Source organism: Pseudomonas costantinii (assembly GCF_001870435.1).
Classification (GTDB): Bacteria; Pseudomonadota; Gammaproteobacteria; order Pseudomonadales; family Pseudomonadaceae; genus Aquipseudomonas; species Aquipseudomonas costantinii.
The window spans coordinates 56505-71156 of sequence record NZ_MDDR01000016.1 but is presented as its reverse complement, the minus strand read 5'-3'; the positions used below and the strand labels follow the sequence as shown (position 1 = coordinate 71156).

Here is a 14652-nt window from a genome sequence, read left to right as displayed (position 1 = left end):
AAAGTCAGGAAATACGTGGCGTCGAGGGTGTTTCTTCGCGTTCACGCAGGGCGATTTCTTCACCCAGCAAGTGGATCAGGGCTTGCACGGCTACGGGCAGATCGCGGTCCTTGCGGGCATACACGCCGAGGTCGCTGAAGATTGCGCCTTGGTCACTCAAGGGGATATGCAGCAGTTCGCCGCGCGCCAGGTCGGCCTCGATACCGATGCGGGTCTGGAAGGCGATACCCAATTGCTGGCGCACCAACTGTCGCGCCAGCTCCATGGAGTTGCTGTGCAGCAGCGGCTTGTTTGCCGCTGTCGCACGCTTGTGCAGCGGCGCGATCAGGTGATGCACCGACAGTTCGCTCTTGGCCTGGATCACCCCGTATTCGCAACATTGCCCATAGCTGACGTGAGTTTCTCCCGCCAACGGATGCTCGGGCGTCATCAGTGCACCCAGGCGGAAATGGCCGACACATAACTGGGTGATTTCGTTGCTGCGCGGCAGGGCAAATGCCAAACCCACGTCCGCTTGCCCGTTGATCACCGCCCCCGGGATCGACTGCGAGCCCTGCACCGTGACGCCAATCGTCACCTTCGGATAGCGCTGGCGCATGCGCTTGAGGGCCGCAGGCAGCAATTCGACGGCGGTGCCTTCTACCGTGGCGATTTCCACATGGCCAGTCTGCACGCCGTGCAAGCCATCCAGTTCACCGCGCACCCGCTCCACATCCTGCAACAACAGCGTGATGTGACGCGTAAGGATCTCGCCCGCCGCCGTCACACGCAGGCCACCGGGTAGCCGATCGAACAACGCCGTGCCCATCTCATCTTCCAGCTTGAGGATCTGCCGGTTCACGGCGGACGACGCCACATTCAGGCGTCGCGCGGCTTCGCGGATCGAGTGGCAGCGCCGCACCATGTCGAAGTAGTAGATGGCGGGAGCGTGAATACGCAGCTTGCGGTTGAGCATTTTTTTCAAGTCCCTTTGTACGCGGCTTCAAGCCACGGGGCAGGGCGGCTGAATGGATTTTTGTAACGCCGCTGCCATGATTATTGTGAAATTGATTGTATACAACTCTATGGACATCCCATCTTTCCTTTGCATACAGTGGCGGCACAACAAAAACAGAGAACCCCTCACCATGACTATCCCGAAGGCGTCACCGCAGCGGCCAGAAGATGAAAATCTCGGTGTCGCCGCCAACATGGCTTACGGCCTGCAACATGTGCTCACCATGTACGGCGGCATTGTTGCCGTGCCTTTGATCGTCGGTCAGGCGGCTGGGTTGTCGCCGGCGGATATCGGTTTGTTGATCGCCGCGTCGCTGTTTGCCGGTGGCCTTGCCACGCTGTTGCAAACCCTTGGCCTGCCATTTTTTGGCTGCCAGTTGCCGCTGGTGCAGGGCGTGTCGTTTGCCGGTGTGGCAACCATGGTCGCGATTGTCGGCAGTGATGGCGCTGGCGGGGTGCCGGCGATACTCGGGGCGGTGATGGCCGCGTCGTTTATCGGGCTGTTGATTACCCCGGTGTTCTCACGGATCACCAAGTTTTTTCCGCCGCTGGTGACCGGCATCGTGATCACCACCATCGGCCTGACCCTGATGCCTGTTGCGGCGCGTTGGGCCATGGGCGGCAATAGCCGTGCGGCGGATTTTGGCAGCATGTCGAATATTGGCCTGGCTGCGTTGACCTTGGCTCTGGTGTTACTGCTGAGCAAGATTGGCAGTGCAACGATCTCGCGTTTGTCGATTCTGCTGGCAATGGTGATCGGCACGGTGATTGCGGTGTTCCTTGGTATGGCGGATTTCTCCGGTGTGACTCAAGGGCCGATGTTCGGTTTTCCTGCGCCATTCCATTTCGGCATGCCAACCTTCCACGTGGCTGCGATCATTTCCATGTGTATCGTGGTGATGGTGACCCTGGTGGAAACTTCGGCGGACATCCTGGCGGTGGGTGAGATCATCGACACCAAGGTTGACTCAAAACGCCTGGGTAACGGTTTGCGCGCCGACATGCTGTCGAGCATGTTCGCGCCGATCTTCGGTTCATTCACCCAGAGCGCGTTCGCTCAGAACGTCGGCCTGGTGGCGGTTACCGGGGTTAAGAGCCGTTTTGTAGTGGCGACGGGCGGAGTGTTCCTGGTGGTTCTCGGCCTGCTGCCCTTCATGGGTCGGGTGATTGCAGCAGTACCGACATCGGTGCTCGGCGGTGCCGGTATTGTGCTGTTCGGCACCGTGGCGGCGAGCGGTATTCGCACGCTGTCCAAGGTGGACTACCGCAACAACATGAACCTGATCATCGTTGCCACTTCCATCGGTTTCGGCATGATCCCTATCGCCGCCCCGAACTTCTACGATCACTTTCCGACCTGGTTTGCGACCATTTTCCACTCGGGTATCAGTTCGTCGGCGATCATGGCGATCCTGCTGAACCTGGCGTTCAACCACTTTACCGCCGGTAACTCGGACCAGCAGTCGGTGTTTGTGGCGGGGACTGAGCGCAGCTTGTGCTTCCAAGACGTGGCGGCGTTGCGTGATGGGGATTATTTCCGTGGCGGCAAGCTGTTCGATGCCGAAGATAAGGAGATTCCGTTGGTGGCCGAGACGCCAAGGAAAGTGGCCGAGGCCGAGACAAGCGAAGCTTAAATTTGCGTAGCAGCTGTCGAGCCTTGGCAAGGCTGCGTAAGCGGTGTATCAGACACACCGCCGACGCAGCCTCGCCAAGGCTCGACAGCTGCTACGCAGCGTTAGCAATTCAGCTGGCTTTAAGTACCTTGTGCGGCACTGAACACGCCTCATCCAGAAACTTCACCACTGTCCCCATGCACGCTTGACGTTCTTCCACGTGGGGCATGTGGCTGGAGTCTTCAAACAGCGCCCAGCGCACATCCGCGATCTCGTCCAGGAACGGCTTGACCACCAACGGTGTGGCCTCGTCGTGTCGGCCGGAGATTACCAGGGTCGGCACATTGATCGCCGACAGGCGGCCAATCACATTCCAGTCCTTCAGGCTGCCGATCACGTGGAACTCAGTCGGGCCGCTCATGGCGTGGTACACCGTCGGGTCTGAATCGACCTGGGCGAAGGTGCGCGCCACTTCTTCCGGCCACGGGTTGACCCGGCACACATGCTGGTCATAGAAAATTCGCGAGGCGCCAAGGTATTCCGGGTCTTGGTAAGTGCCGGCCTGTTCGTGCTTGAGCAGGGTTTCATGCACGCCTTCGGGCAACAGTTTGCGCAGGCGGTTGGCTTCGCTGACCCAGGTGCGCATGCACGTCGGCGAGTTGGCTGGGATAAACGCGCGCAAGCCCTTCGGCTGGAGGATCGCGTGTTCGCTGCCGAGCATGCCGCCCCAGGATTGCCCGAGGATCGCGTAGTTGTCGCTGATTTGCAGATGGTCCAACAGGTTGTTCAGCTCTTCGAGGAACAAACTGATGGTCCAGAAAGACGGGTCTTTGTCGGGCAAATGCGTGGAGCGGCCATTGCCCAGTTGATCGTAGTGAATAACCGCATGACCGCTGGCGGCGACGTCCTTGAAGGCGTCGACGTAGTCATGGGTGCAGCCGGGACCGCCGTGGATGATCACCAACGGTGTACGGCCGGTAGTCAGGTCGCCAGTGACGCGGTACCAGGTCTGGTAGGCGCCGAATGCCGCATAACCTTCGCGGATTTTCTCGATGAATTCCATTTCGTACCCTGCTCTGAAAAAAGGATCAGGGATACGATAATCGGCATGCGAAGTTTAAGTAACTAGCAAAACAGCTAGGTTTTGCCGACGGATCAATCTTCCAGCAAGCGGTAATGAGTGGCGCGAACCACCGCCTGGACGCGGTTTTTTGCACCCAATTTGTGCATCGCCGAGGCCAGGTGCAGGGTGACTACGGCCAGTGAGCGGCTCAGTTGCGTGGCGATTTCGGCGGCGGTCAGGCCGTCGGCGGCCCATTTCAGGCATTCGCGCTCGCGCTTGGTCAGATGAATATGCGGGTAAGTTCGTAGCTCTTTGCTGAACAGCGGGTAGGCCGCTTCCTGCAAGGCATGGGTAATCAGGCTGAAATCGGCCAGGGTCTGCTGCGCATCCTGCAATACCGTGCGCGCCTTGCCGATACGCAGGCCGGTCAGCGACGCGAAACCGCCCCGAGGCAGGTGAATCGGCACACTGACGCCACAGGTCAGTTGCCGCTCATGCAGATAAGAAGAAACAGGTGCGTGGCAAGGGTCGATGATCCTTTGCAGCGCGGTCTCAGCCTTTGCCTCATAGGACCAAACGAACGGCGATACCGTGCTCAGGGCCAGGTGTTGCACCGGGTCGATCTGGTAAAACCCTGCGCTGCACCACAAGGCCTGCCAATCAGTCGGCGTGTTGCGCAACTGCAACACCGATGGGGTAATCAGTGCGCCATTCAGGTCGATGGGCACCGGGGTGTAGTCGTACACCAGTGCATCGAAGCCCAACTGCTGGGCGAGAATAAACGTATTGTCCATCTGTTCATCCAGGCTCCTGCCCGGCATCAGACGATTATTGAAGGCAGTTAGCTTAGCCAGCATCCGTTCTGCTCCCGAATTCATTTGAATCTCGACTTGCTGCAAGTAGAATGCCACGCCCCGGCGAAGGACTGCCAGGCCAAACCTATAAGAAATACTAGGTTATGGACGCACGGCATCCTCGGTAGTGTTGGCCTGATAAACGGCCGCTACCTGCCAGGCCGATACAACACAAGGAAAGTATGCATGTGGCGTGAAATTGCCCCCGACCAGCAGTACAACGTGGCGGTCGACGGCCATAACCTCGTGGTCTATAGCTTTGGTGACGGCGATGAGGTGCTCTTGTGTCTCAACGGCGGCCCGGGGTTGCCATGTGACTACTTGCGCGACGCCCATGGCTGGCTCAAAGAGCATAACCTGCGAGTGGTTGCATTCGACCAGCTTGGCACCGGCGCATCAGCCAGACCGACCGATGTTTCCCTGTGGGAAATCCGCCGTTATGTCGAAGAAGTCGAAACCGTGCGCCAAACCCTGGGCTTGGGTCGCGTGCATTTGCTGGGGCATTCCTGGGGCGGCTGGCTGGGTATCGAATACGCCATCCATTACCCTGATGCGTTGAAAAGCCTGATCCTCGAAAACACGGTCGGCGACATTCCGCACCTTTCCCAAGAACTCGAACGCCTGCGCGGCGCCCTCGGCAGCGAAACCGTGGCCATGATGCAGCGTCATGAAGCGATGGGCACCCTGGATCACCCGCAGTACCAGGCCGCGATTACCTTGCTCAATTACCGCCATGTTTGCCGCCTGGACGAATGGCCCGAGCCGGTCAAACGCTCCCTCGACGACTGGAACATGGGCCCCTACGAAACCATGCAAGGCCCCAACGAATTTCTCTATATCGGCAACCTCAAGGACTGGAACCGTATCCCCGAGATGGCCGATTTCAAGATGCCGATCCTGATCACCACCGGCCAGCACGACGAACTCACCCCGGCCTGCGCCCTGCGCATGAAGCTGGCGGCCAAGCACGCCGAGTTGCACGTGTTTCCCAATAGCAGCCATATGCCGTTTTATGAGGAACCCCATGCGTACTTCCCGGTGCTGCTGGACTTCCTCGCTCGTCACCGGGGCTGACGGATGAACCTGGCGCGTTATCGTTTTGTGCTGTCCCGGCCGCTGCAATTGCTGCCGGTGCTGTTTGGCATCAGCCTGATCACTTTTGTGCTGGTGCGTTCGATTCCCGGCGATCCTGCGCGAGCCTTATTAGGCTCACGCAGTACACCGGATGCCTTGCTGAAGATCCGCGCCCAGTACGGCCTTGATCAGCCTTTGTGGCTGCAATATTTCTACTTTTTGAAAAACTTGCTCAAGGGCGACCTTGGGCAATCGCTGCTGTACAAGGTCGACGCCCTGAAGCTGATCGTCACCCGAATCGAGCCGACGCTGGTGTTGGTGCTGGGCAGTGTGGTGTTGGCGCTGTTGATCGCGGTGCCGCTGGCGACGGTGGCGGCGCGAAATAAGGGGGGCTGGGCGGATAACCTGATCCGTGTGTTCACCACGGTCGGCCTGGGCATGCCGGCATTCTGGCTGGGCTTGATGCTGATCCTGTTGCTGAGTGTGCAATGGGGGTTGTTCCCGGTGTCCGGCTACGGTCGTACCTTCGTGGACAAGGCTCACCACATGGTCCTGCCGTGTTTGACCATTGCGCTCGCGCTGTCGGCAGTGCTGGTGCGCAACCTGCGGGCGAGCATGTTGATGGAGTTGCAGGCTGACCACGTCACCGCCGCCCGGGCGCGTGGGTTGTCGGAGGCCGCTGTGTTCCGCCGCCATGTGTTGCCCAACTCCCTGGTGCCGGCGGTCAACCTGCTGGCGGTGAACATTGGTTGGCTGATCAGCGGCACCGTGGTGATCGAAAGCTTGTTCGCCATTCCCGGCATCGGCCAGTTGCTGGTGCGCGGGATCTTCACACGCGACTACATGGTGGTGCAGGGCGTGGCGATGGTGCTGGCGTGCGCGACGGTGGTGGTCAACTTCCTGGCTGACGTGGCCACGGTCGCCCTCGACCCGCGGGTGAAGATGCAATGAGCAGCCGCCCACTGATTGCCCCCTGGCGTTTGCGCCTGCGTTTTGGTTTTCGCAACGGCCGGCTGACCGCTGCGTGGGGCCTGTTGATCCTGTTCACGTGGTTTGCCCTGGCGCTGTTTGCGCCGTGGATCGCGCCCTATGACCCGATTGCACAGAACACCGAGTTCAGTTTGTTGGCCCCAAGCCTGGCTCATCCATTTGGCACGGATAACTATGGTCGGGACATTCTTTCGAGGGTGATCTGGGGCGCTCGTATCGACCTGCAGTTGGCCATCGTCGGTGTGATCTTCCCGTTTATGATCGGCACCTTTGTCGGCGCGGTCTCCGGCTATATCGGTGGGCGTTTCGACAGCTTTTGCATGCGCGTGATCGACGTGATTCTGGCCTTCCCGTTCCTGGTGCTGATGCTGGCGATCATGGCCATCCTCGGCCCGGGCTTGAAGAGTTTCTATATCGCCATGGCGCTGGTGGGCTGGGTGTCGTATGCGCGGCTGATTCGCTCGCAGATTCTGGTGCTCAAGGAAAGCGACTTTGCCCTGGCCGCCAAGAGCCTGGGTTTTGGCCATGGGCGCATCCTGTTCCGGCATTTGCTGCCCAACGCAATGTTTGGCTCGATCGTGTTTTCCATGTCTGACGCAGTGCTGGTGTTACTCAATGGTGCAGCCGTGAGCTACCTGGGCCTGGGCGTGCAACCGCCGACTGCCGAATGGGGGACGATGGTGGCTGAAGGGCAGGCGTTCATTACCACCGCCTGGTGGATCTGCACCTTTCCCGGTCTTGCCATCGTGACCCTGGCCATGGGTTTCAGCCTGCTGGCCGATGGTGTGGCGCAAGTGTTGGGGGATCGCTCATGAGCCTGTTGCAAGTGCAGGACTTGAGCGTGATTGCCAATAACGCTGGGCGTGATGTCACCTTGGTCGACCGCGTGTCCTTCGACTTGGCTGAAGGCGAAATCCTCGGTCTGGTCGGTGAGAGCGGCTCGGGTAAGACCATGGCTTGTCGTGGGCTGATGCGCCTGTTGCCATCATCCAATCTGCGCGTGCAAGGCGGCGCAGTGCGGCTGGCGGGTCAGGACCTGCTGACACTGGACGATGCGGGCATGCGCGCGGTGCGTGGTGGTCAGTTGGGCATGATCTTCCAGAATCCCAGCAGCCACCTCGACCCGTTGATGCGTATCGGCGAGCAGATTGCCGAGGGTATTCGCCTGCATCAGGGTGTATCGAAAAAAGATGCACGCCTGCAAGCGATCGACGTGCTGCGTCAGGTCGGCATTCCCGACCCTCAGGCGCGGGTCGACAACTACCCTCACGAGTTTTCCGGCGGCATGCGCCAGCGCGCGATGATCGCCGTGGCATTGGGCTGCAATCCCAAAGTGTTGATTGCCGATGAGCCGACCACGGCCCTTGATGTGACCGTGCAAGCGCAAATCCTGCGTCTGTTGCTGGACCTGCGCGACAGTCGCGGCTTGTCGATCATCATGATCACCCACGACCTTGGCGTGGTGGCGCAAACCTGCGACTCCATCGCAGTGATGTATGCCGGGCGACTGTGCGAACACGGTAGCAAATACGACCTCTTGGCTCATCCGCGACACCCTTATACCGCTGGTCTGATCGACTGCCAACCCGCCCACAGCAGCGGGCATGCCTTGCTGCGCACGATTCCCGGTCAGCCGCCGTTGCTGGATGCGTTGCCCGTTGGTTGCCGCTTCAATCCGCGCTGCCCGCAGGTTGGCGCCTTGTGCACCGAGTTGCTGCCGGAAGGCGCGCGAGTGGCCTGTCATTACCCCTTGGGAGCACGCCCATGAGCCTGTTGCAGATCAAGGATCTGGAAGTGCGGTTTGCCGCTTCCGGCAGTGGTTTGTTTGGCCTGAACAAGCAGTGGGTGAGGGCGGTGAATGGTGTTTCGCTGAACCTTGCGGCGGGCGAAACCCTTGGGTTGGTGGGCGAGTCCGGCAGTGGCAAAAGCACCCTGGGCCGGGCAATTTTGCACCTCAATCCGATCAGCGCCGGTCAGGTGTTGTTCGACGGCATCGACATGGCCCACGGCAGCGCGATCGACATTGCCCGCCTGCGCCACGAAACCGCGATGATCTTTCAGGACCCGTACGCCGCACTGAACCCACGCCACACCGTCGGAGAAACCATCGCCGAAGTGCTGCGGGTACAGTGCAAAGTCACTCCGGAACAGATTCCAGGGCGCGTCGATGAACTGCTCGAGCTGGTCGGCCTGCGACCAGAATTGGCCAGCCGCAAACCCGGCTCCCTCAGCGGCGGCCAATGCCAGCGTGTCGGTATTGCGCGGGCGCTGGCGGTGGAGCCGCGCCTGATCATCGCCGATGAGTGCGTGGCGGCGCTGGATGTGTCGATCCAGGGCCAGATCATCAACCTGCTTCTGGAACTGCAGCAGCGTATGAACCTGGCGATCCTGTTTATTGCCCATGACCTGGCCATCGTGCGTCGCCTGTGCGACCGCGTGGCGGTGATGTACCTGGGCAAGATTGTCGAAGAGGGGCCGGTGGAGGCGGTCTTTACCTCGCCACGTCATCCGTATACGGCGGCGTTGATCGAGGCGATTCCCGAGATCGATCCGCACCGGCCTCTGCCTACAGAACCTTTGCCGGGTGAGCCACCGAGCCCGCTGAATTTGCCTACGGGCTGCGCCTTTCACCCGCGTTGCCGGCATGCCCGGACGATGTGTTCCGTGGTGTTGCCGCCCACCCATTTCCTGCACGAGCATCGATACAGTTGCGTGCTTGAAGAACCGTTGACCCTTCCTGCCATTCATGAACAAGGAGTTATGACATGCAATCCCGCCACTTGAAGTTGCTCGCCGCCGCCACGCTCACTGCCTGGTCGCTGACCGCCGGTATCGCACAGGCCGCCGGTGTACTCACCATCGGCTGCCGTGAAGACAGCACTACGTTCGACCCGATCAAAAGCGCGCAAAACCGCGACACCTGGGTATTCGCCAACGTCTACGACACCCTGGTACGCGTGGATAACCTGGGGACCAAGATGGAGCCGGGCCTGGCAGAAAGCTGGGACATTTCCAAGGACGGCCTGACCTACACCTTCAAGCTGCGTGATGCGAAATTCTCCGACGGCTCGCCGATCACCGCAGACGATGCGGCGTTCAGCCTGTTGCGTATCCGCGACAACAAGGCCTCGCTGTGGAGCGACCCGTTCAGCCTGATCAACACGGCCAAGGCTGCGGACCCGAAAACCCTGGTGGTCACCCTGAAAACCCCGGCGGTGGCCTTCCTCTCGCAATTGGCGTCGCCGACTGTGTCGATCCTGTCGGAAAAAGCCATGACCACGATGGGCGAAGACGCCTATTCGGAAAACCCGGTGACGTCAGGCGCGTTTACCGTGAATGAGTGGCGCAAAGGCGATCGGGTCATCCTGAAGAAAAACCCGAACTTCTGGCAGGCCAAGAACGTGAGCCTGGATGGCGTGGAATGGGTCTCCGTCACCGACGACAACACCCGCATGCGCATGGTGCAGAACAACGAACTCGACACGGCGATTTTCGTCCCGTTCTCCCGTGTTGAAGAACTGAAGAAAGACAAGAACGTGGTGATCCACTCCGACCCGTCCACCCGTGAAGATCACCTGCTGATCAACCACGCCCACGGTCTGCTGGCCAAGCAGGAAGTGCGCGAGGCGCTGGACATGGCCATCGATAAACAATCGCTGGTGAAGACCGCCACTTACGGTCAGGGCACTGTGGCCTATTCCTACATCCCGAAAGGCTCGCTGTTCCACTACGCCAACAACCTGCAACGCCCGTACGACCCGACCGCAGCCAAGAAACTGCTGGCAGATGCCGGTGCCAAGGACTTGAAGCTCAACTACGTGGTCAACGCCGGTAACGAAGCCGACGAGCAGATTGCGGTGATTATCAAGGACCAGTTGGCCAAGGTCGGCGTGACTGCCAACCTGCAAAAAGTCGACCCGACCCAAAGCTGGCAGATGCTGGTGGACGGTGAGTACGATATCTCGGTGATGTACTGGACCAACGACATCCTCGACCCGGACCAGAAGACCACCTTCGTCCTGGGTCACGACACCAACCAGAACTACATGACCCGCTACAAGAACGACAAGGTCAAGGCTCTGGTGGCGGCGGCACGGATCGAGGCGGACCCGGTCAAGCGTGAGCAGATGTATGTCGAACTGCAGAAGTTGGCGAAACAGGATGTGAACTGGATCGACCTGTACTACAGCCCGTACATCAACATCTCACGTAAGAATGTGAGCAATTTCCTGCAAAACCCGCTGGGCCGCTTCACGCTTGAGGAAGTGGTGAAAAACTAAGCCTTTAAACCCAACGTGGGGAGAGACCTGTGGCGAGCGGGCTTGCCCCGCGTTGGGCTGCGAAGCAGCCCTTAAACCTGCCTCTCCGTTCTGTCTGGAGATATGCCGTGGCCGTACTGGGGCCGCTTTGCGGCCCGGCGCGGGGCAAGCCCGCTCGCCACAAAAAACGGCTCCCACATTTGGTTCAGTGGTGTGGCTTACTGAGCATCAAACGCCTGCCCATTAATGCCCGTGCTGTCCGGCCCCATCAGGTACAGGTACACCGGCATGATCTCTTCCGGCGTCGGGTTATCCGCCGGGTTTTCCCCCGGATACGCCTGGGCTCGCATGCTGGTACGCGTGGCACCTGGGTTGATGCTGTTAGCCCGCACCGGTGCAACGGTATCGAGCTCATCGGCCAGGGTTTGCATCAGGCCTTCAGTGGCAAATTTCGACACGCCGTAAGCGCCCCAATACGCCCGGCCCTTGCGCCCAACGCTGCTGGAGGTGAACACCACTGATGCATCCTGGGACAGCTTGAGCAGCGGCAGTAGCGTGCTGGTCAGCATGAACATCGCGTTGACGTTCACGTGCATCACCCGCATGAAATTCTCACCGGACAACTGCTCGATCGGCGTGCGTGGGCCAATGATCGAGGCGTTGTGTAGCAGGCCGTCGAGGTGGCCGAACTCCTTTTCGATCATCGCCGCCAGCTCATCGTATTGATGGGGCAGGGCGGTCTCCAGGTTGAACGGAATCACCACCGGCTGCGGTTGGCCGGCGGCTTCGATCTCGTCATACACCTGGCCCAGGTTGGCTTCGGTCTTGCCCAGCAACAGCACGGTGGCGCCATGGGCAGCGTAGGTTTTCGCTGCCGCCGCGCCAATCCCGCGACCGGCGCCGGTCACCAGGATCACCCGGCCTTTGAGCAGTTCTGGACGTGCGGAGTAATCAAACATAAACAACCTCGACAAAATTCACAGAAAATCCATTTCGCGCATTAGCAACTGCAGAGTGCGTTATCCAACACCTTACGCAGTTCCAGTGGGTGATCCACCACCACATCGGCGCCCCAGTTACGCGGGTTGTCGTCCGGGTGGATGTAGCCGAACGTCACCGCAGCGGTGCGGGTGCCCGCATCGCGGCCGGACTCGATATCGCGCAAGTCATCACCCACAAACAACACGCTGGCCGGGTCCAGGTCGAGCATCTTGCACGCCAGGATCAGCGGCTCCGGGTCCGGCTTGCTGTTTTTCACGTGATCCGGGCAGATCAGCAGTGCCGAACGCTCGGCCAGGCCCAGTTGCTGCATGATCGGTTCGGCAAAGCGCAGTGGCTTGTTGGTGACCACGCCCCAGACTAGGTTGGACTTCTCAATGTCCGCCAGCAATTCGGCCATGCCGTCGAACAGTTTGCTGTGGATCGCACAGCCTTTGAGGTAGCGCTCCAGAAACTCCAGGCGCAGTTCTTCAAAGCCTGGGGACTCGGGGTCCATCGAAAAGGTCACGGCGACCATCGCCCGCGCACCGCCGGAGATTTCGTCGCGGATGTGCTGGTCGTTGATCGGCGTCAGCCCGCGATCGGCGCGCATGGCCTGGCAGATCGCGATAAAGTCCGGCGCGGTGTCCAGCAGGGTACCGTCCATGTCGAAGAGAACCGCTCGCAACTTCACAGGCTTACTCCTCGCGCAGGGTTTGGATCATGTAGTTGACGTCAACGTCGCTGGCCAATTTGTAGTGCTTGGTCAGCGGGTTGTAGGTCAGGCCGATGATGTCTTTCACGGTCAGCCCGGCCTGGCGGCTCCAGGCGCCCAGCTCGGAGGGGCGAATAAATTTCTTGAAGTCATGGGTGCCGCGCGGCAGCAGCTTCATGATGTATTCGGCGCCGATGATCGCGAACAGGTAGGCCTTGGGGTTGCGATTGATGGTGGAGAAGAACACCTGGCCGCCTGGCTTGACCATACGGAAGCAGGCGCGGATCACCGAGGACGGATCCGGCACGTGTTCGAGCATTTCCAGGCAAGTCACTACGTCGAATTGTTCCGGCATCTCTTCAGCCAGGTCTTCGGCGGTGATCTGGCGGTATTCGACGTTTACGCCGGATTCCAACTGGTGCAGTTGGGCCACGGCCAGTGGTGCTTCGCCCATGTCGATACCCATCACGGTAGCGCCGCGTTGGGCCATGGCTTCGCTGAGAATGCCGCCGCCGCAACCGACGTCCAACACCTTCTTGCCGGCCAAGTTGACGCGCTCGTCAATCCAGTTGACCCGCAGCGGGTTGATGTCGTGCAGGGGTTTGAACTCGCTCTCGCGGTCCCACCAGCGGTGGGCCAGGGCTTCGAATTTGGCGATTTCGGCGTGGTCTACGTTGCTCATGGTGAATCCTCTAAATCTGATAAATCGGTTTGCAGGTTTTGAAGCGTAGGTTCAAAACCTGCGTTATTCGTTGTGCCCGCTGATGCGTTTTCCCCAGGCAATGGCCGTGGCGATCAACTGTTGTTCATCCATGCGGGTTAATTGCCGGTCGTCGAGCAACTGCTTGCCGGCGACCCAAAGGTGTTTCACGCAGTCACGTCCAGTGGCATATATAAGCTGTGAGACTGGATCGTAAATCGGTTGTTGCGCCAGTCCCGACAGATCAAAGGCCACGATATCGGCGGCTTTACCGACCTCAAGCGAGCCAATCTCACTTTCCAGGCCCATGGCCCGGGCACCGTTGAGGGTGGCCATGCGCAGGGCACGGTGGGCATCCAGGGCGGTGGCCGAGCCGGCGACGGCCTTGGCCAGCATCGCGGCGGTACGGGTTTCTCCCAGCAAGTCCAGGTCATTGTTGCTGGCGGCGCCGTCGGTGCCGATGGCCACATTGACACCAGCCTGCCACAGACGCTCCACCGGGCAAAAACCGCTGGCCAGTTTCAGGTTCGATTCCGGGCAATGGATGATGCTGGTGTTGCTTTCTACCAGCAAAGCCAGGTCATCTTCGCTGATTTGGGTCATATGAACGGCCTGGAAGCGTGGGCCCAGCAACCCGAGGCGACCCAGGCGCGCCAAGGGCCGCTCGCCGGTCTGTTGCACGGCTTGTTGTACTTCAAAGGCGGTTTCATGCACATGCATCTGGATGGAGGCGTCCAGTTCCTCGGCCATGACCCGGATCTTTTCCAGGTTTTCATCGCACACGGTGTAGGGGGCGTGGGGGCCGAAGGTGATTTTGATGCGTGGATGGTGCTTGAGGTCGCTGAACAGCTCGACGCCCTGGCGAATCGCCTCGTCGGGGGTGCTGGCGCCGGGAATCGGGAAGTCGAGGATTGGAATCGCGATTTGCGCGCGCATGCCGCTGTTGTGCACGCAGTCGCTGGCGACCTTGGGATAAAAATACATGTCGGAGAAACAGGTGATGCCACCCTTGAGCTGCTCGGCAATGGCCAGGTCGGTGCCGTCGCGCACGAAGGTTTCATCGACCCATTTAGCTTCGGCGGGCCAGATGTGCTTTTCCAGCCAGGTCATCAGCGGCAGGTCGTCGGCCAGGCCGCGAAACAGGCTCATCGCCGCATGCCCGTGGGCATTGATCAGGCCGGGGCTGAGCAGCATGCCCGGCAGTTCGCGCACCTCGGTCGCCGCCAGCTTCAAGGCTGCGGCCCGCGGCCCGATAAAGGCAATGCGCCCATCGCGGATGCCCAGGCCGTGCTCCTTGAGCACCACGCCGGCAGGTTCGACAGGTACCAGCCAAGTCGGCAGTAGCAGTAAGTCGAGCGGGGCGGCAGTGGAGGTCATCGCAGGCTTCTTCCCGGGCAGCTATAAAAGAAG

Annotated in this window: 14 protein-coding genes; 7 read left to right on the top strand and 7 right to left on the bottom strand. The window is 60.1% G+C overall.

Annotation, left to right across the window (positions count from 1 at the left end; all coding sequences use genetic code 11):
• Positions 1–4 precede the first annotated feature (4 nt).
• Positions 5–955 (bottom strand): LysR family transcriptional regulator, encoded by a 951-nt coding sequence (locus BFL40_RS08710; RefSeq protein ID WP_071483579.1) that lies wholly within the window; start codon positions 953–955, stop codon positions 5–7.
• A gap of 172 nt (positions 956–1127) precedes the next feature.
• On the opposite strand from BFL40_RS08710, the gene BFL40_RS08705 reads away from it, so the two are divergent.
• The gene (locus tag BFL40_RS08705) at positions 1128–2630 is read left to right on the top strand and encodes a nucleobase:cation symporter-2 family protein (RefSeq protein WP_071483578.1); all 1503 of its coding nucleotides are present in this window, start codon (positions 1128–1130) and stop codon (positions 2628–2630) included.
• Between the two features lie 109 nt (positions 2631–2739).
• Here BFL40_RS08705 and BFL40_RS08700 read toward each other — a convergent pair whose 3' ends face one another.
• Positions 2740–3672: a proline iminopeptidase-family hydrolase gene (locus BFL40_RS08700; RefSeq protein ID WP_071483577.1), complete on the bottom strand. Its 933-nt coding sequence runs from the start codon at positions 3670–3672 to the stop codon at positions 2740–2742.
• Between the two features lie 92 nt (positions 3673–3764).
• Positions 3765–4529 (bottom strand): LuxR family transcriptional regulator, encoded by a 765-nt coding sequence (locus BFL40_RS08695; RefSeq protein ID WP_071483576.1) that lies wholly within the window; start codon positions 4527–4529, stop codon positions 3765–3767.
• 183 nt (positions 4530–4712) lie between these two features.
• Here BFL40_RS08695 and BFL40_RS08690 point away from each other — a divergent pair, with 183 nt between their 5' ends.
• Genes BFL40_RS08690 through BFL40_RS08665 form a run of 6 tightly spaced genes read left to right on the top strand, consistent with a single transcriptional unit; the run spans position 4713 to position 10870 of the window.
• Positions 4713–5600, top strand: coding sequence for a proline iminopeptidase-family hydrolase (locus BFL40_RS08690; RefSeq protein ID WP_071483575.1), 888 nt, complete (start codon positions 4713–4715; stop codon positions 5598–5600).
• A gap of 3 nt (positions 5601–5603) precedes the next feature.
• Complete coding sequence (locus BFL40_RS08685) at positions 5604–6551, top strand: ABC transporter permease (protein ID WP_071483574.1); 948 nt, start codon at positions 5604–5606, stop codon at positions 6549–6551.
• On the top strand, positions 6548–7405 hold the full coding sequence (locus BFL40_RS08680; protein WP_071483573.1) for an ABC transporter permease: 858 nt from the start codon (positions 6548–6550) through the stop codon (positions 7403–7405). The genes BFL40_RS08685 and BFL40_RS08680 overlap by 4 nt, the downstream gene beginning before the upstream one ends.
• Positions 7402–8358: an ABC transporter ATP-binding protein gene (locus BFL40_RS08675; protein ID WP_071483572.1), complete on the top strand. Its 957-nt coding sequence runs from the start codon at positions 7402–7404 to the stop codon at positions 8356–8358. Before BFL40_RS08680 ends, BFL40_RS08675 begins: the two co-directional genes overlap by 4 nt.
• Positions 8355–9374: an ABC transporter ATP-binding protein gene (locus tag BFL40_RS08670; protein ID WP_071483571.1), complete on the top strand. Its 1020-nt coding sequence runs from the start codon at positions 8355–8357 to the stop codon at positions 9372–9374. The genes BFL40_RS08675 and BFL40_RS08670 overlap by 4 nt, the downstream gene beginning before the upstream one ends.
• Positions 9356–10870, top strand: coding sequence for an ABC transporter substrate-binding protein (locus BFL40_RS08665; RefSeq protein WP_071483570.1), 1515 nt, complete (start codon positions 9356–9358; stop codon positions 10868–10870). Before BFL40_RS08670 ends, BFL40_RS08665 begins: the two co-directional genes overlap by 19 nt.
• A gap of 197 nt (positions 10871–11067) precedes the next feature.
• On the opposite strand, the gene BFL40_RS08660 is transcribed toward BFL40_RS08665, so the two are convergent.
• From BFL40_RS08660 to BFL40_RS08645, 4 genes are all read right to left on the bottom strand, one after another.
• The gene (locus BFL40_RS08660) at positions 11068–11808 is read right to left on the bottom strand and encodes a YciK family oxidoreductase (protein ID WP_071483569.1); all 741 of its coding nucleotides are present in this window, start codon (positions 11806–11808) and stop codon (positions 11068–11070) included.
• Between the two features lie 41 nt (positions 11809–11849).
• Complete coding sequence (gene mupP / locus BFL40_RS08655) at positions 11850–12521, bottom strand: N-acetylmuramic acid 6-phosphate phosphatase MupP (protein WP_071483568.1); 672 nt, start codon at positions 12519–12521, stop codon at positions 11850–11852.
• Positions 12522–12525: 4 nt separating this feature from the next.
• Positions 12526–13224: a bifunctional 2-polyprenyl-6-hydroxyphenol methylase/3-demethylubiquinol 3-O-methyltransferase UbiG gene (gene ubiG / locus BFL40_RS08650; protein WP_017734479.1), complete on the bottom strand. Its 699-nt coding sequence runs from the start codon at positions 13222–13224 to the stop codon at positions 12526–12528.
• A gap of 63 nt (positions 13225–13287) precedes the next feature.
• On the bottom strand, positions 13288–14619 hold the full coding sequence (locus tag BFL40_RS08645; RefSeq protein ID WP_071483567.1) for a TRZ/ATZ family hydrolase: 1332 nt from the start codon (positions 14617–14619) through the stop codon (positions 13288–13290).
• Positions 14620–14652: the final 33 nt, after the last annotated feature.